This is a genomic window from Geomicrobium sp. JCM 19039 (genome assembly GCF_000698145.1).
Lineage (GTDB): Bacteria > Bacillota > Bacilli > Bacillales > Marinococcaceae > Geomicrobium_A.
Window position 1 is genome coordinate 18,036 of record NZ_BAXB01000028.1, and the last position, 24,813, is coordinate 42,848.

Consider the following 24,813-nt stretch of genomic DNA (forward strand, 5'->3'; position numbering starts at 1 on the left):
CTTCTCTTTGCATAAAAAGAAGTAAGGCAGAAGTTTGCTGAGAGGTTTGCCCAAACCTCAATGCCGGGAGGTAATCGATTGAAGAATATTTATGTTCTTGATACAAATGTGCTTTTACAAGATCCCTATGCACTATTCTCTTTTAAAGATCATGATGTCATCATTCCAGCCGTTGTTCTTGAAGAACTTGACGGCAAGAAAAAGAACATGGATGAGCTTGGAAAAAACGCAAGAGAAGTGGCACGAATTCTAGATAAGCTAAGGGACAAAGGGCCATTGCACAAAGGTATTACCGTTAGTAAAAATAGCCATTTACGCGTCGAACTTAATCACAGCTCTTATCAAGCAGTGAAAGAAACGTTGCCGCTAGCAACGAATGACAATCGAATTATTGCTCTAGCTTTAAATCTGCAAACTGAACAGAACACGTACGATGAACCAAAGCGTGTGATTGTTGTGAGCAAAGATGCGCTCGTCAGAATTAAATCTGAAGCATTTGGGATTGAAGCTGAAGATTTCTTGTTTGATCGTGTCATCGCGCATGACGACTTATTCAAAGGGTATCGCCAACTCGATGTTGATCCGCAACTGTTGGAACGGTTTTACCAGTTAGGGGATGTGAAAACCCGTGACGTTGGCGTTGAAGGAGCGGAGCCGAACACGTTTTTTATTCTGAAAAATACGGTGAAACCATCGGTATCTGGGCTTGCTAAAGTGAGTGAGGACGGACGAATGTTGGCACCTTTACGGTTTGAGCGTGAGCACATATGGGGAGTAAAACCGAGAAATGTTCAGCAAAAGATGGCGGTTGAGTTGTTGCTAGATCCTTCGATTGCGCTCATTACGCTTGCAGGTAAGGCCGGCACGGGAAAAACGTTACTATCCATTGCAGCAGGGCTTTATCAGACCGAAGATTTGGCGCGGTACAACAAATTGTTAGTGGCAAGACCGGTCGTACCTATGGGGAAAGACATTGGATATTTGCCCGGTGAAAAAGAAGAGAAATTACGTCCGTGGATGCAGCCGATTTATGACAATTTGGAGTATTTGTTCAATACGAATAAACAAGAAGAGCTGGATCATATTCTAGCAGGAATGGGATCCATTCAAGTAGAGGCACTCACGTATATTCGCGGTCGTAGCTTACCAGGGCAATTTATTATTATTGATGAAGCGCAAAACTTAACAAAGCATGAAGTGAAAACGATATTGACGAGAGTTGGAGAGAATAGCAAAATCGTTCTCGTCGGAGATCCTGAACAAATTGATCACCCGTATTTAGATGCGTACAACAATGGATTAAACGTACGTGATTGAATGTTTTAAAAATGAGCGGTTAAGCGGGCATGCGACATTAGAAAAAGGCGAGCGCTCTGCACTCGCCCAACTGGCTGCGGACTTGCTGTAATTAATCAATTCGTAGAGCAGTGACGTGCGTGATCGGGGCATGTTGGTTGGAACCATCCCCGAAGTAGATGTGGAGAGGCCCCGTTTCTTTTATCGCCTTTCCGTCTTCAGAAAAGCAGGCAATCCAATCTTTACCCACGTCTAGAGATGATTGATGCTCTTCTCCGTCTTTTGTGACAGCGGTAATCGTAGTTGCACCGGCTGATGGTTCAGCGTTGTCAATAAAAGGAGACAGCTTCATTCCATAGGAGCCTTCAATGGAGGCTTCTTTCTTTGTACGGATCTGATTGGTTTGCCATCTTCTCGGACCAAATTCTGGTTCGTTATTCTCTTCGCTTATCGATTCCTCATGAAAGTATGTATCTAAATCAACTTTACGGTTGTCGAAGATCCATACGGTAGGATCGAGTGTAATGGTGAATTTCGTATTTCCAGATAAGGTAAGTATGTGAGCGTCCATTCATTGTCCTCCTTCGAGCATTTCATTCTCATGTTAACAGCTTCTTGCTTTTCTGCCACTCGATTGTTTTAGGTTATTTGGATGAGGGAAGGTTAGAATAAAGAAAGTAGAAGGAGGCGCTTACGATCGATATTCATGCTTTACAAACCGCAACAGATATTGAAGAGATGATCGAAAAAGCAAGACCGTTAAGCCGGACAGGGAAAGTAGCGGATTACATACCGGCTTTAAAAGAGGCAGATCCAAATTTAGTAGCATGCTCTGTGTTTACGAAAGAAGGGGCTTGTCACCGCTTTGGAGACGTCGGCACGACCTTTACGATTCAAAGTGTTTCAAAGATCTTGACGCTCGCGTTAGCATTATGGATCACGGGGAAGAGGAAGTTTTCAAACGTGTCGGAATGGAACCTACAGGAGATCCTTACTATTCAATGGCGAGGTTAGAACTCACCCGCCAAGCAAAACCGTTAAATCCAATGATTAACGCAGGTGCGCTTGCGATTACGTCTATGATTAAGGGGCGTACCGTTGAAGAAAGATGTGAGCGCATTCTATCATTCGTTCAGACAGTGGCTGGGGACACAAGCATTCGCATCAATCAAGAAGTTGCTAATTCAGAATATGAGACGACGGATAAGAACCGAGCTTTGGCATTTTATTTAAAAGGGGAGGGGATTATTGAGAATGACATTGATGACTTAATCCGTGTTTATACCCAGCAATGTTCCATCGAAGTGTCCTGTTGTCATCTCGCCCGCATCGGACTCATTATGGGAACTAGAGGGTATGCTATGGATGACCAGAGACAGATCATTCCAAAGGAAGTGGCCAAGCTCGTAAAGACATTCATGGTGACGTGTGGAATGTATAACAGTTCAGGTGAACTCGCAATTAAATCAGGCATTCCTGCAAAAAGTGGTGTGTCGGGTGCAATCTTAGGCTCATTGCCTCAAGGCGTAGGCATTGGAATCTACAGTCCGCCGCTAGATGAGAAGGGGAATAGTAAAGTCGGGATTGAACTTTTGAAAAATCTGTCACAAAAATATGATTTAAGCATATTTTAAAGGCAGGTTTTTCGAATCTTACTTGCATTTTTATCGCTCAGCCGATATGATGAGAGAAGAGTTCAAACTGGAGGGATGCATGTGCATATGGAGACTGTGATGGACAGCAGAGAGCAGGCCTTCGCCATCCTAAAAGCAGATGCTGAGAAAATCAGACAGCTGATTGAAGTGCAGATGGATAACTTAACGATGCCGCAATGCCCGCTTTATGAAGAAGTACTTGATACACAGATGTTTGGCTTATCCCGCGAGATCGATTTTGCAATACGTTTACAGCTCATTGACGAAGCAAGCGGAAAGCAGATTTTAGCAGAGCTTGAACGACAGTTGGCTGCTCTCCATGAAGCGACTGTAGTGAATAAATGATTCCATTCTATACATAAATAGAATGGTTTTTTTGTTGTTATTTTGCCCGATTTCAAGATGTTAGGTCGTTCGTTTAACGTCACTAAACGGTTTCGTTCTAGCCGTTTGGCCGCCTCACATGCTATGATAAGTGAAACATATAGAAAATGAGGTGGAGACATAACTATGAGCAAGCTCAAGAACATCAAGAAAGTTCTCGTTGCTAATCGTGCGAGATCGCCATTAGAATTTTTCGCGCATGTACGGAGTTGAACATTCGCACCGTTGCTGTGTATTCCAAAGAGGATTCAGGCGCTTTTCATCGCTATAAAGCAGATGAAGCCTATCTTGTCGGTGAAGGAAAAAAGCCGATTGATGCTTACTTAGATATTGAGAATATCCTTTCTTTAGCCAAAAGAATTGGTGTTGATGCCATCCATCCAGGTTACGGTTTTTTGGCAGAAAATACTCAATTTGCGGAGCGCTGTGAACAAGAAGGGATTGTGTTCATTGGTCCGAAGTCGAAACATTTGAATATGTTCGGCGATAAGATTAAAGCAAGAACGACAGCAATCCAAGCGGGTATACCTGTTATACCAGGCAGTGACGGAGCAGTTGAAGGCATCGGAGAAGTGGAAGCGTTTGCGGATGAACATGGATTTCCATTTATTATAAAAGCAAGTCTTGGCGGTGGTGGCCGAGGAATGAGAATTGTTCGGGAATCATCCGAACTCGCTCAGAACTTCGAGCGTGCCCGATCAGAAGCGAAATCTGCTTTCGGTAGTGATGAGGTATACGTTGAGAAACTAATAGAAAATCCTAAGCATATTGAAGTACAGATTATTGGTGACCACGCAGGAAACTTGTTGCATTTGTACGAGCGAGACTGTTCTGTCCAGCGCAGACACCAAAAAGTCGTAGAGGTCGCACCAAGCATTGGGCTTAGCAATGATTTGCGAGAGCGGATTTGCCAATCTGCGCTGGACCTTGCTAAAAGCATTGAATATGTGAATGCCGGCACGGTCGAGTTTTTACTCGGACAAGATGGTGAGTTTTATTTCATCGAAGTTAATCCTCGAATCCAAGTGGAGCATACGATTACCGAAATGGTAACCGGTGTAGATATCGTACACGCCCAACTGTATGTTGCCGACGGATCGACTTTGTTCGGTCCAGAATTGCGATTACCAAAACAAGAAGATGTAAGTTTGCACGGCTATGCAATTCAATCACGAGTCACAACAGAAGACCCAGAAAATCAGTTTATGCCAGACACGGGACGAATTATGGCTTATCGCTCTAGCGGCGGCTTTGGCGTGCGTTTAGATGCCGGGAACGGATTCCAAGGAGCGGTCATTAGCCTCATTATGACTCGTTACTCGTTAAAGTATCGACGTGGGCGCTTTCGTTCGATGTAGCAGCTGAGAAGATGATTCGGAACTTGCGAGAGTTTCGAATTCGAGGGATCAAAACGAACATCTCGTTTCTAGAGAATGTTGTTCGTCACCCGTCGTTCTTAAATGGAGAATACAATACATCGTTTATTGATGATACGCCAGAATTGTTTGTGTTCCCGAGAAGGAAAGACCGGGGAACGAAGATGTTAAGCTTTATCGGTGAAACGATCGTGAACGGCTATCCTGACTTGGAAAAACAAGACAAGCCGCTGTTTAGCAAACCTCGTATACCAGATGTGGATCTCACCAAACCGTTTCCAAGCGGTACGAAACAAGTGCTTGAACAACACGGCCCAGACGGATTGGCGAAGTGGCTAAAAGACCAAGAAAAGACGATGATCACAGACACGACATTCCGTGACGCTCATCAATCACTTTTAGCTACGCGCATCCGTACGAAAGATTTAACGTCAATTGCTGAAGAAACGGCACACTTGCTTCCTGATTTGTTCTCGATGGAAATGTGGGGCGGGGCAACGTATGATGTATCAATGCGCTTTCTCCATGAAGACCCGTGGGAGCGTTTAATCCATCTAAGAGAGAAGATGCCGAACGTACTGTTCCAAATGCTGCTTCGCGGAGCAAATGCTGTCGGATATAAGAATTATCCAGACAATGTGATTGAGGAGTTCGTGAAGCGTTCAGCGGATGCAGGAATTGATGTGTTCCGTGTGTTTGATTCGTTGAACTGGGTTGAAGGGATGCGACAAGCCATTCATGCGGTGCGCTCAGCAGATAAAGTCGCTGAAGCTGCCATTTGTTATACGGGTGACATTCTTGACCCGAACCGTTCGAAATACAATCTCGAGTACTATAAACAGTTAGCTAAGACACTGCAGAGTGAAGGGGCGCATATTCTAGCGATTAAAGATATGGCCGGGCTATTAAAGCCGGAAGCCGCTTTTGAGTTGATTGGTGAACTAAAAGCTACCGTTGATTTACCGATTCACTTGCACATGCATGACACGAGTGGTAACGGGGTGTATACGTACAGCCGAGCCATCGATGCAGGAGTAGACGTTATCGATACAGCGATTAGTTCAATGGCGGGTTCGACTTCGCAACCGAGTATGGAAAGCTTATATTATGCGTTAAGCGGAACGGGCAAAGAGCCTAACTTGAACATTCAATCCGCACGTAAGCTTACAGGCTATTGGGAAGATGTTCGCGGTTTTTACCAAGGGTTTGAAAATGGATTGCTCTCGCCACACCCTGAGATTTATGAGCATGAAATGCCAGGGGGACAATACAGCAATTTGCTTCAACAAGCGAAGGCAGTTGGTTTGAAAGAACAATGGGACGACGTCAAGGATATGTATCAACGAGTGAATCAATTGTTTGGAGATATCGTGAAAGTAACGCCATCATCCAAAGTTGTTGGTGATATGGCGTTATACATGGTGAAAAATGAACTTACAGAAGAAGACATTTTTGAAAAAGGTGAATCACTTGATTTTCCTGAATCGGTCATTGAATTGTTTGCCGGTGAAATTGGTCAGCCACCTGGTGGATTTCCAAAGGAGCTTCAAAACATCATTATCAAAAATCGCAAACCGTTAACCGGTCGCCCAGGCAGTCATATGTCAGCAGTAGACTTTGATGAAGTCGGTAAGCAGTTGTATGAAGAACTAAACCGAGAAGTGACTGCTCACGATATTCTAAACTACACGATGTACCCGAAAGTGTACGAAGAATATGAGCAGTTTAGAAATCGATTTGGCGATGTGTCTGTCCTTGACACCCCGACATTTTTCTATGGCCTTCGCTTAGGTGAGGAAATTGAAGTCGTGATTGAAGAAGGAAAAACGTTGATCGTAAAACTGATCTCCATCTCAGAAGCTGATGAAAAAGCGGATCGCATCGTATACTTTGAATTGAATGGGCAACCTCGTGAGGTCGTCATTAAAGATCGAAGTATTAAAACAGACATTCGAGAAAAAGTAAAAGCAGATAAAAAGAACGCTGCGCATATCGGAGCAACAATGCCAGGAACGATCTTAAAAGTACTCGTCAGTGATGGAGAAGAAGTGAAGAAAGGAGATCACTTGCTCATTACTGAGGCAATGAAAATGGAAACAACCGTACAAGCGCCTAAGGATGGCACGGTAAAATCCATACATGTACAAGCCCAAGATACAATAGAAGCCGGTGATCTTTTAGTGGAGTTCTCCGAGTAAGAAAGTGGCTGAAGGGAGCCAAGTTGTGGAGTTTCGAACATTACAACCAGAGGAAAAAGAACAAGCAATACAATTAGGAGAATTTGCCTTTCAACATCGGTTTACAGATGAGGATCGTGATTACCTGCGGGAGAATACTCAACCTGAAAATGTATGGGGAGCGTTTGATGGCGAGAGACTCGCTTCAAAAGTATCCTTGCTGCCGCTTAACGTGTGGTTGCATGGCATTTCCGTACAAGGGTGTGGCGTGACAGGAGTTTCCACGTGGCCAGAAGAGCGTCGAGGAGGTTTAGTTCGTGAATTATTGCAACGAGGGCTCGAAGATATGAAAGAGCGTGGAGCCTCGTCTCCTTGCTCGATCCATTTTCTGTTGGTTATTATCGCAAGTTTGGCTGGGAGCTGTATTGCGATGAAACGATCGCCGAACTCAAAAAAGACGAGTTCCCAACGCCTGTAAAAGAAGGCAACGGTTCCTTTCGCAGTGTTAATCAAGAAGATTGGCAAGCACTTCAGCATATTTACGCGACATACGCCCCGCGATTTACCGGGATGATCGACCGGGATGAATGGTGGTGGACGCGCCGCAAGTTTAGACATTGGACGAAACAGCGAAGAAATATCATTTTTACCAACGCTGAGGGCGAAGACCGTGGGTATGTGCTTTATTCAATGAAAGATAGGCAGTTAAAAGTGTCAGAATTTGTTGCTGTAGATGACGAAGCCGAGCGCCAGCTATGGCGATTTCTTGCAAACCATGATTCAATGGCAGACAGTATGAATGTGAAGGTGGCAAACAATGAGTCATGGCGTTTTTTCATGGAAAACCCAAAGGCTTTAGAAAAGAAACGAGCGTTTTTTATGGGAAGAATTGTAAATGTAGAAGCAATCTTCTCTATATTTCCGTTCCAATTCAAAGATGATCAGGCGTTCGTATTAAAGATTACTGACCAGTTTGCCGCGTGGAATGACGGGATTTTTGAAGTGAGTTCTGAAGGTGTGAAACGGATGGATGATGGCCCGCATCCTATCGAGATGGATGTGTCCACACTTGTTCCTTTGTTGTTCGGATATGTCAACGGCGAACATTTATACGCTGATGGACGGATAAAAGGTGAGGCTCAAGATGTTCGAGATCTATGTTTAGCCATCCCGTCGACACGCCCGAACTTGTTTGATGCATTCTAGAGCGAACTAAAAAGGAAGTGCCCTTGGCACTTCCTTTTTAGTTAATACGCCGGTTTTCTTACTGAAATCATTGCCATGTAGCAAAGGATCGTAAACATCATCGATACGACGAGCGAGTGTGTCAGAGCGGTTGCCATATAGTATTGTGGTAACATGACAATCAACACACCAGCAGTCGCTTGAATGAAGACGAGTACAACGCTGAGCCATGCACATACAGTCAATGCTTTACTTTCTCGATAATAACGGATCGCTTTAATCGCAAGTATGATAAGAAGTACGACGAGCAAAATTGCTGCTGAGCGATGGACGATTTGTACGATCGTTTGCAACGTCATGCTTGATGCTACCGGGTCACAGAACGGAAAGCTCGTACATGCGTATGTTGACCCTGTATGTTTCACGTATGCTCCAGTGTAAATAACAAGATAGGCATACACGAGAACAAAAAATAAATAGTTACGAAACCCTTTACGAACACGCGGGGCTGGCGGGTTGTGACCATCTTCAAAGGCGAGGATCGTTAGGATGACAACAGTCGCTAACGAGATGGCTGAAATCCCAAAATGCAAGGCTAAGACGATGTTTGAATGCCCAAACACGACAGCGGCGGCTCCCATCATGCCTTGGAAAATAATGAATAACACAGCCATAAGTGCCCAGAAATTCGTCTCTTTTACGTGGCTTAACTTCTTCCAAGACCAAATGGCGAGAATAATAACGAGTAAGCCAACAAAGCCAGAAACCAACCGGTGGCTATACTCAATAAGTGTGGCGAGTGCGGTTGAACTAGGGATCACTTCGCCAAAACAAAGTGGCCATGTGTCTCCGCAGCCATCACCGGAGTCGGTTTTCGTCACAATCGCCCCTTGTAACAAAACGAGAATCATTCCGAGTGATGTGACCACGCCAAAAAACTTTAAACCTCTATTCAAAGCAATCACCTTTTCTACCAAATTCAGATGGGTGTAGTAATATTTAGCATACCCAATTCTGTATATTCGACACAAGTTGACAAACCGTCGACGAGCGATTATTCTATGTAGGCTGTCTAGAACTCGACGCACAATAAACATGCCTTTATACTAAATAGTAAGAAGGAAATCAAAGGAAGTCAATTTTTCTCCAGTGAACATTTCGTGGCAATTCAGTTCAGGGAATTAAAACGATTACACCTTATGTAATGAAACCAATTCTATTTTAGGCTATAATAAGATTAAATCGATAACCCTTACGTTTTACACGTTATTTGTAGTAGAATAAGGTAGGGTTTGACTGGTCGCCGAACAAAGAATGGTGTTCACTGGTCTATTTCAAAAAGGGGGTGAAGACGGACAAAGGCGGACATGGCGTTAATGGTGTAGGATGAACAGTTAGAAGGAATGAATACAACGTGTATACCGTGCGAAGTATGACTTGTCTGTGACTCTTTTGTGAACGGAGGCACTCACCTCAGATGATCCGAGCTTTTTTCATACATAGGTCGTGAGAACCCACTTTCGTAAAGAGCTTGACGATCAAGCAATTGCTTTTGCCGCCAATTAAGCCGTTATCAATTCGTCTTACCTGTAACGTCGATGTGTGCATAATTAAGGCTGATGTGCACCGCGATTTTCTGAACACAAGTATTCATGCTTTGTTGCATGACAACGGACTGAACTTTGTTCGCGATGATGTTTGTCTGCCAGCCTAAACATTTGTAAGTTGCAGATGGTGCAGATGAATGCAAAAAGGCTGATGAAGAATTGTAATCTGTTGACTGTTCGGTGTAGAACTACAAATGTTTTCATTTGTATGCACACGCCGATGTTTTTACATGTTTTCATGTTGCAACGGATACACTTGTAATATCAGCGATAGAAAGAAAGTGGGGTTAAACACTCATGAATGGTTGGAGAAAACTTCTCAAGTTTGCGCCGTTTATGGCAGTCTTCCTGTTCCTAGCAGGCTGTGGTGAACGGAGATTGACGGCTCTTGATCCAATGGGACCTCAGTCACAATGGATTTATGACAACATGATCTTGAGCCTTTACGTAATGGCAATCGTAATTATTGTAGTCTTTGTGTTGTTCTTTATCGTTGTTATTCGATTCAGACATAAAGAAGGAGATAACGAATACCCTGAACAGGTACATGGAAGCACAAAGCTTGAAGTTGCCTGGACAGTGATTCCACTCTTCTTGCTTGCGATTCTTGCTGTTCCGACAGTGACCGGTCAATTTTATTTATCGAATACCGGCCTAGAAGATGCTGAAGCGCAAGAAGATGTAAATGAAGAAGAGTTGTCTGAAGAAGAATTAGAAGAACTGAATGATGACGTTCTTCAAATTACAGCAACAGGTCATCAGTTCTGGTGGCAATTTGATTACAACCATGGTGATGGATTCACTGCCGGAAATGAAGTATATGTTCCGGTTGGAGAGAAAGTCGCGTTCATCTTGGAAGCTGAAGATGTTATGCACTCGTTCTGGGTTCCTGCACTTGCAGGTAAGGTTGATAACATCCCTGGAATTGAAAACTACATGTGGCTACAAGCAGATGAACCAGGGGTTTATAAAGGGAAATGTGCTGAGCTTTGCGGACCTTCCCACGCGCTCATGGACTTCAGGTTAATCGCTTTGGAACAAGACGACTATGAAGAGTGGGCAGAATCAATGCAAGAAGAAGCAGAAGAGCCTGCGGATACACTCGCTAACCAAGGTCGTGAAATCTTTGAAGAGCAAGGGTGTATTAGTTGTCACGCTGTCGAAGGACAAGGGTCTGCGCAAGGACCAGCATTAACGAACTTCGGCGATCGCGAGACTATTGCGAACTACCTAGAAGTCACAGATGAGAACCTAAAAGAATGGATTCAAGACCCACAATCGTTAAAACAAGGCAATGAGATGCCGGCGTATCCAGAGCTCAGCGATGAAGAGCTCGACGCGATTGTTGCTTACTTGAATCAATTAGAGAAATTAGATCCAGAAACGAAAGAGGGACTTGAACGAGACTAATTGTTCAAGGTATGCATAAAGGAGGCTAATCCACGTGGTAAGAGAGGCTACGAATACGCTCAGAAAGAGCGTGCTTTGGGATTGGTTGACGACTGTTGACCATAAGAAGCTAGCCGTCTTATATCTCATTTCGGGTACGCTGTTCTTCTTGAAAGCCGGCCTTATGGCGGTTTTCATGAGGATACACTCATGCGCCCAATGAATGATTTTCTAAGCGGCCAAACATTTAATGAATTTGTTACGATGCATGGTACGATCATGCTGTTTTTAGCGGCAACACCGTTGTTATTTGCTTTTATGAACTATATTGTTCCTTTGCAAATTGGTGCTCGAGATGTTGCCTTCCCGTTTGTGAACGCACTCGGTTTTTGGTTGTTTTTCTTCGGGGGACTTCTCGTAAGTTTGAGCTGGTTCTTTGGCGGAGCACCTGATGCAGGTTGGACGTCTTATGTGCCGCTTGCAAGTCGAGAATACGGGGGCATAGGGATTGACTTCTATGTTCTTGGTCTACAAGTATCCGGGATTGGTACGCTCGTCTCGGGGATTAACTTTATCGTTACGATCATTAACATGCGTGCGCCAGGAATGACGATGATGCGTATGCCACTTTTCTGTTGGACAACGCTCGTAACGTCTATTCTTATCGTTTTCGCATTTACACCACTTGCAGCAGGTCTTGCACTATTAATGCTTGATCGGATGTTTGATGGGCAGTTCTTTATCCCAGGTGAGGGCGGAAACGTTGTCATTTGGCAACACATCTTCTGGATCTTTGGACACCCAGAAGTATACATTCTCGTATTGCCAGCTTTCGGTATGATTTCTGAAATCATTCCAACGTTCTCCAAGAAGCGCTTGTTTGGTTATACAGCGATGGTATTTGCAACACTTATCATCGGTTTCCTCGGTTTCATGGTATGGATGCACCACATGTTTACCGTAGGAATTGGGCCGATTGCAAACTCAGTCTTTGCGATTGCGACAATGGTGATCGGGATCCGACAGGGATTAAAATATTTAACTGGCTATTTACAATGTGGGGCGGTAAGCTCACATTCAACACAGCCATGCTTTGTGCATCTTCATTTGTACCGACATTCGTACTTGGTGGTGTAACTGGGGTTATGCTTGCAATGGCGCCTGTTGACCATTTGTATCACGATACGTATTTCGTTGTCGCTCACTTCCACTACATTATCCTCGGTGGTATTGTTCTTGGACTCATTGGTGCAACGTTCTACTGGTATCCGAAGATGTTCGGCCATAAGCTAAATGAAGGATTAGGGAAGCTCACGTTCTGGTTGTTCTACATTGGTTTCCATTTAACGTTCTTCGTACAGCACATTCTCGGTCTGATTGGTATGCCTCGTCGAGTGTATACATATCTCGAAGACCAAGGCATGGAAGCGATGAACATGGTCTCTACAATCGGTGCGTTTGTCATGAGTGTTGCAATTATTTTACTCGTTGTAAACGTCGTGTACTCTGCAATGAAATCACCGAAAGCGAGTAGCGACCCTTGGGATGGCCGTACACTTGAGTGGGCGACACACACACCAGTTCCAGAGTACAACTTTGCGCAAACGCCGCAAGTTCGATCTCTTGATCCACTATTCTATGAAAAGATTCATGGAGACGGCACGATGAAGCCTGCCGAACCTGTTGCAGATATTCATATGCCAAATGGATCGATCTATCCATTTACAATTAGTTTAGGTTTATTCTTTGTAGGTTTTGGTTTTATTATGCTCAACATGGAAGCCATCATTAGCCCATGGATTGTAATTGCTATCGGAGGTATTATTACCTTTGGTTCAATGGCCTTACATTCTGTGAAAGAAGACCACGGTTATCACATTACGAAAGAAACTGTAGAAGAAATTGAGAAAGAGGTGGGGACGAATGGCTGAAACGACTGATCTTTCGAAAGGACTTCCCTCCCATCCGGAACGAGCAACGCTAGAAGGTAAGAACAAGTTTCTTGGCTTCTGGGTTTTCCTCGCCGGGGAAACAACGATGTTTGCAACGTTTTTCGGTACGTATCTCGGTCTGAGAAACGGTACAGGATCTGGCCCAGAAGCAGCAGACATATTCTCTTTGCCACTCGTGTTCATCATGACGATGATTCTTTTGACGAGCTCATTGACAAGTGTGTTCGCGATGTTTGCAATGAAGAAGAACCAGTTCAAGAAGATGAAGGCTTGGATGTGGGTAACGGTTGCTCTAGGTGCTGCATTCTTAGGTTTTGAAATCTATGAGTTTGTGGAATATGTACACTATGGACTTGGATTCACGACAAGCGCATTTGCTTCATCATTTTATGCACTTGTTGGTTTGCACGGTGCTCACGTTCTCTTTGGACTTTTGTGGATCAGTTTGTTACTCATTCGCTATCGCAATTCCGGAATTACGTTAACGAATGCACCGAAATTCTATGTTTCGAGTCTGTACTGGCACTTTATTGATGTCGTGTGGATCTTTATCTTCACCGTCGTCTATCTAATGGGAATCGGAGGTTGATCATAAATGGGTGAAAATTTATCTCAACCCTTTGAGAAAAGTGCGATGACTCAAGAAGAGATGGTAAAGATAAACCGTGAGCAACGGATTCAAACGATTGCATTTGCATTCATGATTGCAATTACGTTGCTAGCGTTTATCGCTGTTGGCGCAGATGTTGTGCCTGGCGCCTTTGCAACACCATTTATCCTCGGACTTGCAGGGGTTCAACTCTTCTTGCAGCTGTTCTATTTTATGCACCTAAAGGATAAAGACCACGGTTGGCCGAATACGTTTATTGTATCCGGAATCGTGCTTGTTATTCCTACCATTGTTGCACTTATGCTTCTTATCGGTGTGACGAAGTACTAAATGTGAGTAAAGGAAAACCCATACGGTCATGACCGTATGGGTTTTTTCTCGGCTCTACACTAAATGTTAGGGTGGGAAAACAACTGAGGCAAAAAATACGCAGGCTCCTTTGTCCTCTATACTTGAATTTGCCGAGAAACTAGTCATAGACAAGGAGCTGCGTATCCATGCAATGTATCACGCTTTGGAGACTTCAATGCTGAAAGAGATGAAAAAGGCTGTAAAAATGTAGAAGAAGTGGCAACCAGAAATACTCAACAGCATTATTTTTGGTTACACGGGTGGTTCCATAGAAGACTAAACAACTAAATATCTTAATGAAATTGTGTAAAAAGGCAAGTAGGGTGTAAGGCTGAGAAACATACGGCGGCCTCCTTAGCAGGTTGGTGCGACATCATTATGATTCATAATGATGTCGAACTTCCTTATTCCATTTGCCAAAGATCCTCACGTGAAGCCAGGTAGCTGATGCAACGCGTAGCCATTACAACCCCTAGTCTTCTATAAAAACAATATCTATATAATTTCAACTATAGAATTTGTTCACGAACCAATGGTAAACCAATTGTTAGAGCTTAAAGGTAAAAGTCGTTGGAGATCGATGTTAATTGTTTACAATGGGAGTATTAATGAATGGTTTCTATGACTACCATTGACAGTCAAAGTGCATCGATAACTTTTCGTGTCACAATTAAGCACCTTTCGTGCAATAACGTTGCGTATTCAGTACCGTTGTTTGGAACGAAAGGCGGTGACGCCTGTAGAAGTTGGGCCGGGACGAGACCCCGCAGGGAACGGAGTGACCGAGGAGGCTCGCACGGTCCTCCGCGGTCAAGTAGACACAGCGAACACAAGCACCAGCGCAGGGTGAGGTGATGTCATACTTATACTCTGGAGTGCATAGAAAACACGATGGCAGAAGTTTCGCCATCGATGTTGCACTTGTGCTCTGGAGTGTATAGAAAACACGGCGGACGTATTTTGGCCGCCGATGTTGCCCTTATACTTTGGAGTGCAAGCATCCGCCTGCAGTGGAAAGCAACAACTAACTGAGCAAATCAGGTAAATGTTAAGTTCATTCGATATAGGTTTTTCAACTACCTCAGAAGCTTATTGCCTCTACGCTAACATTTGTCTCGGACGCATCTGACGATTCAGCACAGCTCAAGCGTTGTCATACAATCGTCAAGGTGTGGTTTTGTTTCTCGAGCGGCATTCACGTATAATGAAAGCGATAGGAGGTTGTCCAGCTTGGAAAATACGAATCAAATACCAAAAAGTAATAAAAATTACACGGGCTTAGTTGTCACGTTAACGATCGTGATTAACGGGTTAATCGCCGTGCTCTTTTTCATGGATGGTATTGGCGCAGAAGCTTCATTTGACGTTACGCTTTTGCCGATGCTTAACGCAATCTACAATAGTTTTACGACCGTTTTCCTGTTTGCAGCGCTCTATGCAATTTTAAAAAAAGAACGTGAAAGTTCATCGTCGATTCATCTATGCGGCGTTAACGACGACGACGTTGTTCCTCGTCACGTATGTGGCTCACCATCTGTTGGCTGACTCCACAACGTACGGAGGAGATGGAATCTTACAAACCGTGTATTACTTTATTTTACTCACACATATTCCGCTTGCGGCCATCATCGTCCCGCTCGTCCTTTTATCTGTAATTTGGGGATACACGAATCAAGTGAAAAAACATAAAAAGATTGTCCGGTGGACGATGCCACTATGGTTATACGTAAGTATTACCGGCGTACTCATTTACATTCTCATATCACCATATTATGGATAAAAAAGAAGGACGGGGGTTTGCACCCTCATCCTTCTTTTTTAGAAGCCTTTTAAGCCTTCTTCAATGCCTTTTAGTTTTGTTGCACATTTGTTAAGTACTTTGCTTGGCATTTCTTCGTCATATTCTACACCGTGAGGGTAGTAGTGGCGGCCAACGATAGGTGTCATTAGCTTCACAATGGTGTCCTCTCCAGGAATGTCACCTTCTACTGCATATGCCGGAACGCGAAGGTAATACGTAGCGTTCACACGGTCATCAAGCATTTTATAGTCAAACATGACTCTTTCATAGTCCCATTGTTCTGCATGAACAAAACCGAGCTCGTCCATTACCGGCAAGAGGTTGCCAAATTTCAATTCTTTTTCTGGAAAGTTATAGTCTGTTAGTTTCACTGCCGTTCCCTCCTCAAAGGATCAATCCACTCTTTATTTTATATGGAAATGCTTAGATTTGCAATTGTTCCAAGTGAACTTAACGACTGGAACGTAGACAAGAGTCTATACGTATAGTAGTTGTAAAAGGAGGGGGTTTTCATGTCGGATGAGCATATGGACCCTTCGGTGATTGAATTCAAAACGTTCGTTCAAAATCATCCAGGGTTAATCCAAGAAGTACGACACGGAAGATACTCATGGAATGATTTATATCAAGAATGGGCAATTATCGGAGGTGACCATGCTGACTGGACGTCTTATCAAACGAACCCTGGGCCAGAGCCTGTAGGTGAAGCATCGACGAATGACACACAGACGAGTGGAGAAACGTCAACGAACGCAGCTCAAAACTCGTTAAATCAATTTTTGGAAAGCAACCCGACCGTATCATCGGTCGTCAGTCGTCTCGGCCAGATGAATGTTAATGATCTCCAAGGGTATTTGTCGCAATTCAGTGGTGTAATGGGAAATGTTCAGCAACTCATGGGTCAATTTCAAAACACGGGTGGCCCTGTTCAAAACAGTACGAGAGAAAATCCTTTTTCGTTCCGTGGTTTCTAACATAAAGGAGAGGTTGTATGAGGAATGATCTGCTCGTATATATAACGAGTCGGCAAGATTTGAAAAGGTATTTGCGTGCCGAGCCTACATGGTATCGCATCCTGGCAAGACATCCTGAGCAGCTTCAGGAAATGGAGAAGGAAGCGAAAGTGTTTAATGGTCAGACGTGGCCACAACGTGTAGCTCGTGTTAATCAAGGGTTAGGGATGACAATGAGTTTGCTTAGCATGTTCAGAAAATAGCATAAACCGACCTTCCTTTGGCACATACTAGCCAAAGGAGGGTTTATATGTTGGTGTATTTCTTATTTGTGATTTGTTTCACGATGAATGCTGATGAAATTAAAATTGAGCCATTACCAGAAATACTCGAAGTAAGCCAAGATGTACAAGACGTGCGAATATCGGTTGAAGTGAGAGACGAAACCCTTTTTGTAGAGTCATACATTCCTGATTTTACATTTCGGACAGAAGCTAAGGATCATGAGCGAACAAAAGGTTATATGACCGTATCAGTAGATGGAGAACCTGCAGAAAGTGTGCATCAAGCGGCTTTTACAATTACAGGGTTAAGTGAAGGCGAACATCACGTTCACTTCCAGTTGTACGATCTCGAGCACACGTTGCTTTATGAGCACGAAGAGACCGTTCAAATGTCATAATGGACATGTTATACTGGTGATGATGGAGGTGATTGTGGTGCAAACGGTTGTTTCCACACCAATTGAACTGCTCGATCGCTCAGAAGAGCTCTCTCGTATGATGCTTCAATCTGAATTATATCAAGCATTTACAGACGCAAGAAGAGCGATGAATGAAGACGAAGAGGCGCAAACACTTATTCATACATTTAATCAAGAGAAAGAACGTTTTGAAGAAGTGCAACGGTTTGGTAAATATCATCCAGACTATCATGAAGTGACGAAAGCACTCCGATTAGCAAAAAGGGAAATGGATGTTTGTGAATTGGTGGCGAATTATAGAAAGACAGAACGGGAACTTGAGAAGTTGTTAACGGGCATTAGTGAGCTGTTAGCCTACTCTGTTTCGCCAAGTATTAAAATTCCTTCGTCGAATCCATACTTTGACTCATCCTCATGCAGTGGGGGTTGCGGTTCAGGCGGTAGTTGTAGTTGTAGTTAGACGATAAAAATCGAGATGAAGAGGTCGAATCTTCATCTCGATTTTTATTATTGTAGATAACGGTGGATGAGTGCCAAAATCGAACGGCGTGTGAGTATGCCTACAAAGGCGTCGTCATCATCAACAATACATATGAATGGATGGTTAATCGAGGTCGTTAGTGCTTTATGAAATGTTGCATCCATTCGTAAACGAGGCAGTTTCGTGTTCATGACCGTATCAACAGTAATGTCATGAAGTTTTTCCATTTCTAATTGTTCAAGACCTAAAATTGAATCGAGGATTTCATTTTTACTAATCTGACCGTGAACACGGTAATCCACATCCAATACGGGTATGGCAGTATAACCAGATTTAATCAAAACTAAGAGCGCATGATCCAGTCGGTTTTGTAATTGTACGTGGGCCACTTTTTCATGTGAAATGATCAGATCGTGTATTTCTTTATTTATGAGCTGGCGATTCTTTAAGGTGTCAATCGTCATGTCATCACGTCCCTTTCGCCTAAGCAAGACATCATACACCAGCATGAAACATTGTAGTACTATGTATAATCGTAGAAGTTTGCCATATTTTTGTCAAGAATTGTGTGATGCTTTCTGACATCGACAAAACGATTAGACTAACGGTAGACCCTCTGTGTAAATCCACGTATAATGAGGAGAGGTTGCATTATGGAAAGGAACATCGTATGAAAAAGAGGGACAAGAACATTATTACAGTGCTGTTATCGACGCTCGTGGTGCTCATTATTGCGGGAATGTTTATTCCGATAACCGTAAATGCCCCATCAGACACACGGACCATCTTGGACCACACGACACATACGTATGCCTCACCGTCTTGCTTTGATTCAGCAGACATGACGAATTTTTTGCAAGAAACGACGTATGGGCATGCGCAATCTCTTGATTACGAGGCAGAATCATCGTGTTCTCAAGAATTCTATACGCAAAATGATGTGCCTCTGCTATTAGCTGTGTTCCAGCTCGTCGGTATTGGCGAACAGAAGTGGACAGAAGAAGATCGTCTGTAACGGACGTTCACTATACAAAAGGGAGAGAACCATTCGAATGAAAGTCGTAAAATTTGGCGGGACTTCCGTGGCAAGCGGACCGCAAATTGAAAAAATCACGAATATCGTAAAAGATGATGAAACACGAAAGGTCATTGTTGTATCTGCTCCTGGCAAACGTTCATCGGACGATGTGAAAGTGACAGATATGCTCATTGATCTTGGGGAGAAATGTTTGAATAACGAGGATACTTCCGATGCACTTGCGGCAGTAACCGGTCGTTATCAGTCTATCGCCAAAGAATTGGCATTACCGATGACGGTCATTGAAGAAATCGAAGCAGATCTTAAAGAGCGCGTTCGGTACGACGCAGATAATGCAGGTCAGTTTATGGATCAGATGAAAGCCGCAGGGGAAGATAACAATGCTAAATTAATCGCGGCTCATTTTAACAACATTGGTTTTGATGCCGTGTACATGAATCCTAAAGATGCAGGCTTGCTCGTTACTGGCGAAGCAGGTGATGCCCAAGTCATTCCAAAAGCATACGATCAATTAAGTGAGCTGCAAAAAGAAGAAAGAATTATTGTGTTCCCAGGCTTTTTTGGATACACAGAAGCGGGCGTTCTCACTACTTTCCCACGCGGAGGTTCAGATATTACGGGCGCCATTGTCGCAGCAGGTGTAAATGCGACTTTATATGAGAATTTCACAGATGTCGATTCGGTTTGTGTGGCCAATCCAATGGTCATTGACCAGCCTGAAGAAATCCATCACATGACGTACCGAGAGATGCGGGAGCTTTCTTATGCTGGTTTTACAGTATTCCATGATGTTGCACTCATTCCAGCATTCCAACATGATATACCGGTAAGCATTAAAAATACGAACAACCCTTCTAGTGACGGTACGTTAATTACCGCGAGCAGAAGAAAAGAAGATACGTATTATCCGGTTACGGGAATTGCCGCAGATAAAGGATTTAGCATCATTTACGTGCGCAAATACTTAATGAACCGAGAAATTGGATTTGGACGTCGACTTCTTGAGATGGTTGAAGAAGAAGGCCTTTCCTATGAGCACTTGCCTTCAGGCATTGATGACACGTCGGTCATTTTAAGAACGTCTCAGTTTTCTTTAGATAGCGAAAACCGTCTTCTCACACGGATTCAAACAGAACTGGGTGTAGATGACGCTTATATTGAACATGGGTTTGCGATGGTAATGGTTGTTGGTGAAGGCATGCACGAAACCGTAGGTCTTGCCGCTCGCGCTACCGACGCTATTGCTGGAGCAGGTGTTAACCTCGAAATGGTGAATCAAGGCTCTTCCGAAGTATCATTAACGTTCGGTGTAAAAGAGCGAGACGCGGACAATGCATTAAAAGCCTTATATGAGGAATTCTTTGCTCGAGTTGCTAAGCAATAAACTTGAGAAGGCTCTCGTAAAACTTCGAGGCTATTGAACAAGTGCCCCCCAAAAGGTAGAGTTAACACTCACTTTTTGGGGTTTTTTGAGAGTGCATTAAAATGACAGTTGCAAGTAGAGGTGTGAAGAACCGATTGTACGAAATAGGGATTATTCACGATTGTCCATCTGCGGCTGTGACCAGCATGGCTAACTGCATTCCGTGTGGATCGCAGGTGCTGACATTGTCGTGTTTGCACCCCGAAGAGGCGATGCTGAGATGCTACCGGCAACTGACAACAAAAAGAGCTTAAGAACGAAACAGTCCTCAAGCTCAATCCATTACTAATTGTCGCTTTTCATATCTCGAAGCATCTTTTTAATTTCTTGGAGTTCATTTTGCAATGACTCGATGTCTTGATCTTTTTTATTTTTGCCTAGAAGTTGTTCGTCTTCTTCATTGGCTTTCTCGACGTTATTCACAATAACACCGATGAAGAGGTTGAAGATGATAAATGTACCGACGAGAACGAACGAAATAAAGTAGATCCAACTTAACGGCTCAATTTCGAGTATTGGACGCATCACAGCCTCTGTCCAAGAGTCCAGTGTGACAATTTGAAATAGCGTGAGCACTGAACGACCTAAAGACCCGAAGTATTCTGGTGAGATCGATGAGAAGAGCATTGTCCCAATGACTGCGAATATGTAGAAGACGAGACTCATGAGGAACATAATGTTGAATAGTGAAGGAATTGTCCTCATCAGCGCATCGACAAGCCTTCGCAATGATGGAATGACGGACACGGCTCGAAGTACACGCAATACACGAAGCACACGAAGAACTGTAACAAAGTGAGCGCCAGCAAACAAGTGACCTGCGGATATAATTAAAAAGTCAAACCAGTTCCAGCCACTTTTGAAAAAGGTAATCATCGGCTGCGCTGCGACCAACCGCATCGCAATTTCAACGGTAAAAATCCATAGAAGAATCCGATCCGCAATATAAAACCATTCTTTATATGGAACATACAATTCAGGATAGGTTTCCAAGCCTACGATAATGGCATTCACGCCGATAAGCAACATAACGACCACCGTAAAAAAGCGGTGGTCTGTAATTTCTTGAAGGGTTTGCCTCCAGTTTTTTCGTTGATTCACATCTACACTCCCCCTAATTAGGAACCGAGTTGTTTGGACCGTTCAATCGCTGCTTGAACGCTGCGTGAAAAATGGCGTTGCACTTCGTTTTCTTCGAGCGTAACAAAAGCAGCTTCGGTCGTACCTCCTGGGCTCATCACTTCTTTATATAAACTCTCTAATGAAGCATCTGTTTTCGTCCAACGCATCGCAGCACCAAGAACCGTTTGGACAATGAGTTTTTTCGCTTCATCCTTGTTTAATCCGTTTTGGAGGGCGGTTTGTTGAAGACCTTCCATCATGTAATACATGTAAGCAGGGCCGCTGCCAGAAATTCCAGTCACTGCATCCATCTGAGTTTCTTCAACGTGAATGACGGAACCAATCGTTTCAAATAGTGCGGTTGCGAGTGACAGGTCATATTCTGAGGCATAATCCCCTTTGCAAACGGCTGTAGCGGACTGCAATACATTCGCTGAAGTATTAGGCATCGCTCGAATGATCGGGTTGTTTTTCCCGAGGTGATTCGTTATTGTTTGCGTTGTAATGCCTGCTAGCACAGAGATAATCAAATGTCTTGGCTCCACATAAGGTTGAATTCGGTCGATTGCTGACGCCATATCTTTCGGTTTCGTAGCAAGAATAATCATGTCAGCTTCAGCGACGGCCAAATCCATTTCAATTCCTTTATCGATGTTATATTTTTCATTAAGTAAAGACAGGCGTGTTTCATCACTACGATTGATCACACGAATGTCAGATTGTTGTTGTTCGGCTAGGCGAATGCCTGAGATGATCGCCTCAGCCATCGCCCCTGCCCCGACAAAGAGTAAGCGCTTATTGTGCATCATGTGTACCTGACCCTTTCGTTTGACCTGTACCGGTAATGTAGTACTTATTCGCTGTAAGTGCTTCAAGTCCAAGCGGACCTCTGGCGTGTAATTTTTGTGTACTAATGCCAATCTCTGCACCAAATCCAAATTCAGCTCCGTCAGTGAAGCGAGTAGAGGCATTGTGATAGACTGCAGCGGCGTCGATCAAATGACGAAACTGCGCAACGTGCTCGTCATCTTCAGAAATAATGGCTTCTGAATGCTTAGTCCCGTACTTTTCAATATGCTGAGCTGCTTCTGCTACACTTGACACACATTTAATGGCGACAATCGGTCCAAGTATTCTTTTGCCCAATCTTCTTCGGTCGCTTGTTTTACACGGTTATCTAATCGTTGCACGGCCTCGTCTCCATAAATCGTAACCCCTTTGGAAAGCAAAGCTTGCAGTAATTGTTTTCCGTGGCGAGAAAGCCAGTCCTCGTTAACGAGGATCGTTTCGATGGCATTGCACACCGATGGGCGGTCAGTTTTTGCATCAATTGCGACGGAAATGGCCATGTCTTCACGTGCTGATTGATCAATAAAAAGGTGACAATTTCCTTCTCCAGTTTCCAATACAGGGACGGTTGAGTTTTGAACAACCGCTTGGATGAGTGCGGCACCTCCTCTTGGAATCATCACATCGACAATGCCACGAAGTTGGCCGAGCTCTTTCACATTTTCACGTGTATGAGGAGGGACGAGGATAATTGCATCCGCTGGTAGCCCAGCGTTTTTCAACCCTTCCTGCATACATTTGACGAGTACCCGGTTCGTTTTTTGTGCCGAGGAACTGCCGCGTAAAAGGACGCTATTTCCTGATTTTAAGCACAACCCAGCCGCATCTACAGTGACGTTTGGCCGGGCTTCATATACCATCGCAATGACACCGAAAGGAACCCGGTGATTTTCTATAACCAGGCCGTCATCACGAACATAGCGGCTTGGAGGCTGACTGAGCGGATCTGATAACGTTTTGACGTGCACGAGCCTTGTGAGATCGATTGTAAACGTTCTTCTGTTAACGTTAAGCGATCCAACATCTCCCGGCTTACATCATTTTTTTTTCGCCAGTTCAACATCTTCTTGATTGGCCGCGAGTATGTCAACTTTATGGTCGAGTAAGACATTGGCGATGGCTTGAAGCGCATCATTTCGCTCAGCAGCTGTAAATGATGATAGTGACTTTGACGCAGCTTTACTTTGTAATGCTAATTGTTTTGTGGTTGTCATATTATTCGCCTCCGTTTACGTAAGATACCCAGTGATTTCTATGAATGCACAACTGATTATAATGTGTTGTTTTAATTTGATCCGATGAAACCGCACTTCTTCCCCGTCCGATTGTATGACCATCTTGGTCACAAACGTCAATAACTGCTCCTTCAGGGAATGTCTTAATTACGTCAACGATGCCGACGGTTAGCAAACTTTTTTTTGTCGTGAAGAAGGGCTTGTTTCGCGCCGTTATCAATCATGATTGCACCTTCAACAGGAGAGTGAAGCCCGACCCATTGCTTCCCTTTCGTCCACGGCGTGTGCCCGGCGTCTACGTACGTGCCGTCTCCGTTTGAGTGAACAGCGTCTTCAAGAGAGCGAGTGTCCCTTGCTTGCCCGATAAACGTCCGGATACCGAGTTGCTGCGCCCGCTTAGCGGCTTCGAGTTTGGAGCGCATCCCTCCTGTGCCAAGCGTAGAACGAGTGGATGCGGTTTGTTCATACAAGTCATCGGTAACGTCTGTAATTGTCGAATAGCGAACGGCATCCGGGCTGGATGGGTGTTTGTTGTACACACCGTTCACGTCGGTGAGAAGAATGAGCATGTCTGCACGAATCAAGCCAGCAACAAGACTTGATAACCAATCGTTATCGCCGAACGTTAATTCTTCTATTGCAATCGAGTCATTTTCATTAATGATTGGCACGACTCCTCGCCGTAGTAATTCTTCAAGGGTCGCATACGCATTGTCATACTGTTCTTCCACAACAAAGCTTTCTCTCGTGAGTAATAATTGGGCGACCGCAATTGTATTCTTACTAAAGGCTTTCTCATAAGCTTCCATTAATAGACCTTGCCCGACAGCGGCAGCGGCTTGTTTCTTTACGGTTGTAATGGGTCTTGTGCGGTACCCGATTTTTTGAAACCCTGCGGCAACTGCACCGGAAGATATGAGGACGACTTCGTATCCTGATGCGTGCAAGTGGCTAACCGCATTTGCGTAATTGATTAATGATTTGTGGTCAATACTGCCGTTTCGCTTCGCTAACGAACTGCTTCCAATCTTTACGACCAATCTGCCTTTTTTCATCATCACGACTCCTATCCCATTTCTACATAAAAAACTCCTATTTCATCTGTTTTAAGGACGAAATAGGAGTTCCGCGGTACCACCTTGATTAATGGCATACGTGTACACCATTCACTCTTGACCCGTATCGCAGGTCAGACGCAAGGTTCGGCTTGGTTGTCTGCTGAGGT

20 protein-coding genes and 6 pseudogenes are annotated in these 24,813 nt (G+C 44.0%); 17 read left to right on the forward strand and 9 right to left on the reverse strand.

Annotation, left to right across the window (positions count from 1 at the left end; translation table 11 throughout):
* The first annotated feature begins 78 nt into the window (after positions 1 to 78).
* A pseudogene (locus JCM19039_RS18630) lies at positions 79 to 1,408 on the forward strand (PhoH family protein).
* Here the strand turns inward: JCM19039_RS18630 and JCM19039_RS18635 are convergent.
* A complete protein-coding gene (locus tag JCM19039_RS18635) occupies positions 1,409 to 1,867 on the reverse strand; it encodes a hypothetical protein (RefSeq protein WP_042430087.1) in 459 nt (152 codons plus the stop codon).
* A 167-nt stretch (positions 1,868 to 2,034) separates the two neighbouring features.
* Between JCM19039_RS18635 and glsA the strand changes: the two are divergent.
* The 5 genes and pseudogenes from glsA to eis all read left to right on the forward strand — a co-directional run bounded on the left by glsA (position 2,035) and on the right by eis (position 8,094).
* Positions 2,035 to 2,930 (forward strand): annotated as a pseudogene (gene glsA, locus JCM19039_RS18640) (glutaminase A).
* Between the two features lie 87 nt (positions 2,931 to 3,017).
* On the forward strand, positions 3,018 to 3,296 hold the full coding sequence (locus JCM19039_RS18645) for a YlaN family protein (protein ID WP_042400999.1): 279 nt from the start codon (positions 3,018 to 3,020) through the stop codon (positions 3,294 to 3,296).
* Positions 3,297 to 3,461: 165 nt separating this feature from the next.
* Positions 3,462 to 6,909: pseudogene (pyc, locus tag JCM19039_RS18650) on the forward strand (pyruvate carboxylase).
* A gap of 25 nt (positions 6,910 to 6,934) precedes the next feature.
* Positions 6,935 to 7,366, forward strand: a complete 432-nt coding sequence (locus JCM19039_RS23395; protein WP_193744295.1) for a GNAT family N-acetyltransferase — start codon at positions 6,935 to 6,937, stop codon at positions 7,364 to 7,366.
* Positions 7,261 to 8,094 (forward strand): enhanced intracellular survival protein Eis, encoded by an 834-nt coding sequence (gene eis / locus JCM19039_RS18655; RefSeq protein WP_042430089.1) that lies wholly within the window; start codon positions 7,261 to 7,263, stop codon positions 8,092 to 8,094. The genes JCM19039_RS23395 and eis overlap by 106 nt, the downstream gene beginning before the upstream one ends.
* Before the next feature lie 41 nt (positions 8,095 to 8,135).
* Here eis and JCM19039_RS18660 read toward each other — a convergent pair whose 3' ends face one another.
* Positions 8,136 to 9,029 (reverse strand): heme A synthase, encoded by an 894-nt coding sequence (locus tag JCM19039_RS18660; protein WP_042430092.1) that lies wholly within the window; start codon positions 9,027 to 9,029, stop codon positions 8,136 to 8,138.
* Positions 9,030 to 9,977: 948 nt separating this feature from the next.
* On the opposite strand from JCM19039_RS18660, the gene coxB reads away from it, so the two are divergent.
* From coxB to JCM19039_RS18685, 5 genes and pseudogenes are all read left to right on the forward strand, one after another.
* Positions 9,978 to 11,090, forward strand: a complete 1,113-nt coding sequence (gene coxB, locus JCM19039_RS18665) for a cytochrome c oxidase subunit II (protein WP_042400908.1) — start codon at positions 9,978 to 9,980, stop codon at positions 11,088 to 11,090.
* 34 nt (positions 11,091 to 11,124) lie between these two features.
* A pseudogene (gene ctaD, locus JCM19039_RS18670) lies at positions 11,125 to 13,000 on the forward strand (cytochrome c oxidase subunit I).
* Positions 12,993 to 13,610 carry a cytochrome (ubi)quinol oxidase subunit III gene (locus tag JCM19039_RS18675; RefSeq protein ID WP_042430095.1) on the forward strand — a complete coding sequence of 206 codons (618 nt, stop codon included), beginning with the start codon at positions 12,993 to 12,995 and terminating at the stop codon, positions 13,608 to 13,610. The pseudogene ctaD and the gene JCM19039_RS18675 overlap by 8 nt, the downstream one beginning before the upstream one ends.
* A gap of 6 nt (positions 13,611 to 13,616) precedes the next feature.
* Entirely contained in the window at positions 13,617 to 13,961 is a 345-nt protein-coding gene (locus tag JCM19039_RS18680) for a cytochrome C oxidase subunit IV family protein (protein ID WP_042400905.1), read from the forward strand.
* Between the two features lie 1,317 nt (positions 13,962 to 15,278).
* Positions 15,279 to 15,762: pseudogene (locus tag JCM19039_RS18685) on the forward strand (DUF420 domain-containing protein).
* A gap of 38 nt (positions 15,763 to 15,800) precedes the next feature.
* On the opposite strand, the gene JCM19039_RS18690 reads toward JCM19039_RS18685, so the two are convergent.
* Positions 15,801 to 16,154 carry a YugN family protein gene (locus JCM19039_RS18690; protein ID WP_042430098.1) on the reverse strand — a complete coding sequence of 118 codons (354 nt, stop codon included), beginning with the start codon at positions 16,152 to 16,154 and terminating at the stop codon, positions 15,801 to 15,803.
* A gap of 141 nt (positions 16,155 to 16,295) precedes the next feature.
* Between JCM19039_RS18690 and ylbD the strand changes: the two genes are divergently transcribed.
* Genes ylbD through JCM19039_RS18710 form a run of 4 tightly spaced genes read left to right on the forward strand, consistent with a single transcriptional unit; the run spans position 16,296 to position 17,899 of the window.
* Positions 16,296 to 16,757: a spore coat protein YlbD gene (ylbD, locus tag JCM19039_RS18695; protein WP_042430101.1), complete on the forward strand. Its 462-nt coding sequence runs from the start codon at positions 16,296 to 16,298 to the stop codon at positions 16,755 to 16,757.
* A 17-nt stretch (positions 16,758 to 16,774) separates the two neighbouring features.
* A complete protein-coding gene (locus JCM19039_RS18700) occupies positions 16,775 to 16,999 on the forward strand; it encodes a YlbE-like family protein (RefSeq protein ID WP_042400896.1) in 225 nt (74 codons plus the stop codon).
* Between the two features lie 47 nt (positions 17,000 to 17,046).
* Positions 17,047 to 17,418, forward strand: coding sequence for a hypothetical protein (locus JCM19039_RS18705; protein ID WP_042430104.1), 372 nt, complete (start codon positions 17,047 to 17,049; stop codon positions 17,416 to 17,418).
* Positions 17,419 to 17,455: 37 nt separating this feature from the next.
* Complete coding sequence (locus JCM19039_RS18710) at positions 17,456 to 17,899, forward strand: YlbF family regulator (RefSeq protein ID WP_307190295.1); 444 nt, start codon at positions 17,456 to 17,458, stop codon at positions 17,897 to 17,899.
* A gap of 47 nt (positions 17,900 to 17,946) precedes the next feature.
* Here the strand turns inward: JCM19039_RS18710 and cbpB are convergent, their stop codons facing one another.
* Positions 17,947 to 18,384, reverse strand: a complete 438-nt coding sequence (gene cbpB / locus JCM19039_RS18715; protein WP_042400890.1) for a cyclic-di-AMP-binding protein CbpB — start codon at positions 18,382 to 18,384, stop codon at positions 17,947 to 17,949.
* A gap of 206 nt (positions 18,385 to 18,590) precedes the next feature.
* Between cbpB and JCM19039_RS18720 the strand changes: the two genes are divergently transcribed.
* A complete protein-coding gene (locus JCM19039_RS18720; RefSeq protein ID WP_042430127.1) occupies positions 18,591 to 18,935 on the forward strand; it encodes a hypothetical protein in 345 nt (114 codons plus the stop codon).
* A gap of 37 nt (positions 18,936 to 18,972) precedes the next feature.
* On the forward strand, positions 18,973 to 20,343 hold the full coding sequence (locus tag JCM19039_RS18725; protein ID WP_042430107.1) for an aspartate kinase: 1,371 nt from the start codon (positions 18,973 to 18,975) through the stop codon (positions 20,341 to 20,343).
* A 324-nt stretch (positions 20,344 to 20,667) separates the two neighbouring features.
* Here JCM19039_RS18725 and JCM19039_RS18730 read toward each other — a convergent pair whose 3' ends face one another.
* From JCM19039_RS18730 to proB, 5 genes and pseudogenes are all read right to left on the reverse strand, one after another.
* Positions 20,668 to 21,483, reverse strand: a complete 816-nt coding sequence (locus JCM19039_RS18730) for an ion transporter (protein ID WP_238545142.1) — start codon at positions 21,481 to 21,483, stop codon at positions 20,668 to 20,670.
* Positions 21,484 to 21,500: 17 nt separating this feature from the next.
* Entirely contained in the window at positions 21,501 to 22,313 is an 813-nt protein-coding gene (gene proC, locus JCM19039_RS18735) for a pyrroline-5-carboxylate reductase (protein ID WP_042430112.1), read from the reverse strand.
* A pseudogene (locus JCM19039_RS28215) lies at positions 22,300 to 23,567 on the reverse strand (glutamate-5-semialdehyde dehydrogenase). The gene proC and the pseudogene JCM19039_RS28215 overlap by 14 nt, the downstream one beginning before the upstream one ends.
* 1 nt (position 23,568) lies before the next feature.
* Positions 23,569 to 23,808, reverse strand: coding sequence for a PUA domain-containing protein (locus JCM19039_RS28220; RefSeq protein WP_152550279.1), 240 nt, complete (start codon positions 23,806 to 23,808; stop codon positions 23,569 to 23,571).
* Positions 23,741 to 24,643 (reverse strand): glutamate 5-kinase, encoded by a 903-nt coding sequence (gene proB / locus JCM19039_RS18745; RefSeq protein WP_052398939.1) that lies wholly within the window; start codon positions 24,641 to 24,643, stop codon positions 23,741 to 23,743. Before proB ends, JCM19039_RS28220 begins: the two co-directional genes overlap by 68 nt.
* Between the last annotated feature and the right edge of the window lie 170 nt (positions 24,644 to 24,813).

Coding starts and splice junctions, on each gene's coding strand:
- ylbD (WP_042430101.1), top strand. CDS start 16,296: ATGTCGGATGAGCATATGGACCCTTCGGTGATTGAATTCAAAACGTTC.
- proC (WP_042430112.1), bottom strand. CDS start 22,313: ATGATGCACAATAAGCGCTTACTCTTTGTCGGGGCAGGGGCGATGGCT.
- JCM19039_RS18645 (WP_042400999.1), top strand. CDS start 3,018: ATGGAGACTGTGATGGACAGCAGAGAGCAGGCCTTCGCCATCCTAAAA.
- JCM19039_RS18720 (WP_042430127.1), top strand. CDS start 18,591: ATGAAAAAGAGGGACAAGAACATTATTACAGTGCTGTTATCGACGCTC.
- JCM19039_RS18635 (WP_042430087.1), bottom strand. CDS start 1,867: ATGGACGCTCACATACTTACCTTATCTGGAAATACGAAATTCACCATT.
- JCM19039_RS18675 (WP_042430095.1), top strand. CDS start 12,993: ATGGCTGAAACGACTGATCTTTCGAAAGGACTTCCCTCCCATCCGGAA.
- JCM19039_RS18725 (WP_042430107.1), top strand. CDS start 18,973: ATGAAAGTCGTAAAATTTGGCGGGACTTCCGTGGCAAGCGGACCGCAA.
- JCM19039_RS18705 (WP_042430104.1), top strand. CDS start 17,047: ATGTTGGTGTATTTCTTATTTGTGATTTGTTTCACGATGAATGCTGAT.
- cbpB (WP_042400890.1), bottom strand. CDS start 18,384: ATGACGATTGACACCTTAAAGAATCGCCAGCTCATAAATAAAGAAATA.
- JCM19039_RS18700 (WP_042400896.1), top strand. CDS start 16,775: ATGAGGAATGATCTGCTCGTATATATAACGAGTCGGCAAGATTTGAAA.
- coxB (WP_042400908.1), top strand. CDS start 9,978: ATGAATGGTTGGAGAAAACTTCTCAAGTTTGCGCCGTTTATGGCAGTC.
- proB (WP_052398939.1), bottom strand. CDS start 24,643: ATGAAAAAAGGCAGATTGGTCGTAAAGATTGGAAGCAGTTCGTTAGCG.
- JCM19039_RS18680 (WP_042400905.1), top strand. CDS start 13,617: ATGGGTGAAAATTTATCTCAACCCTTTGAGAAAAGTGCGATGACTCAA.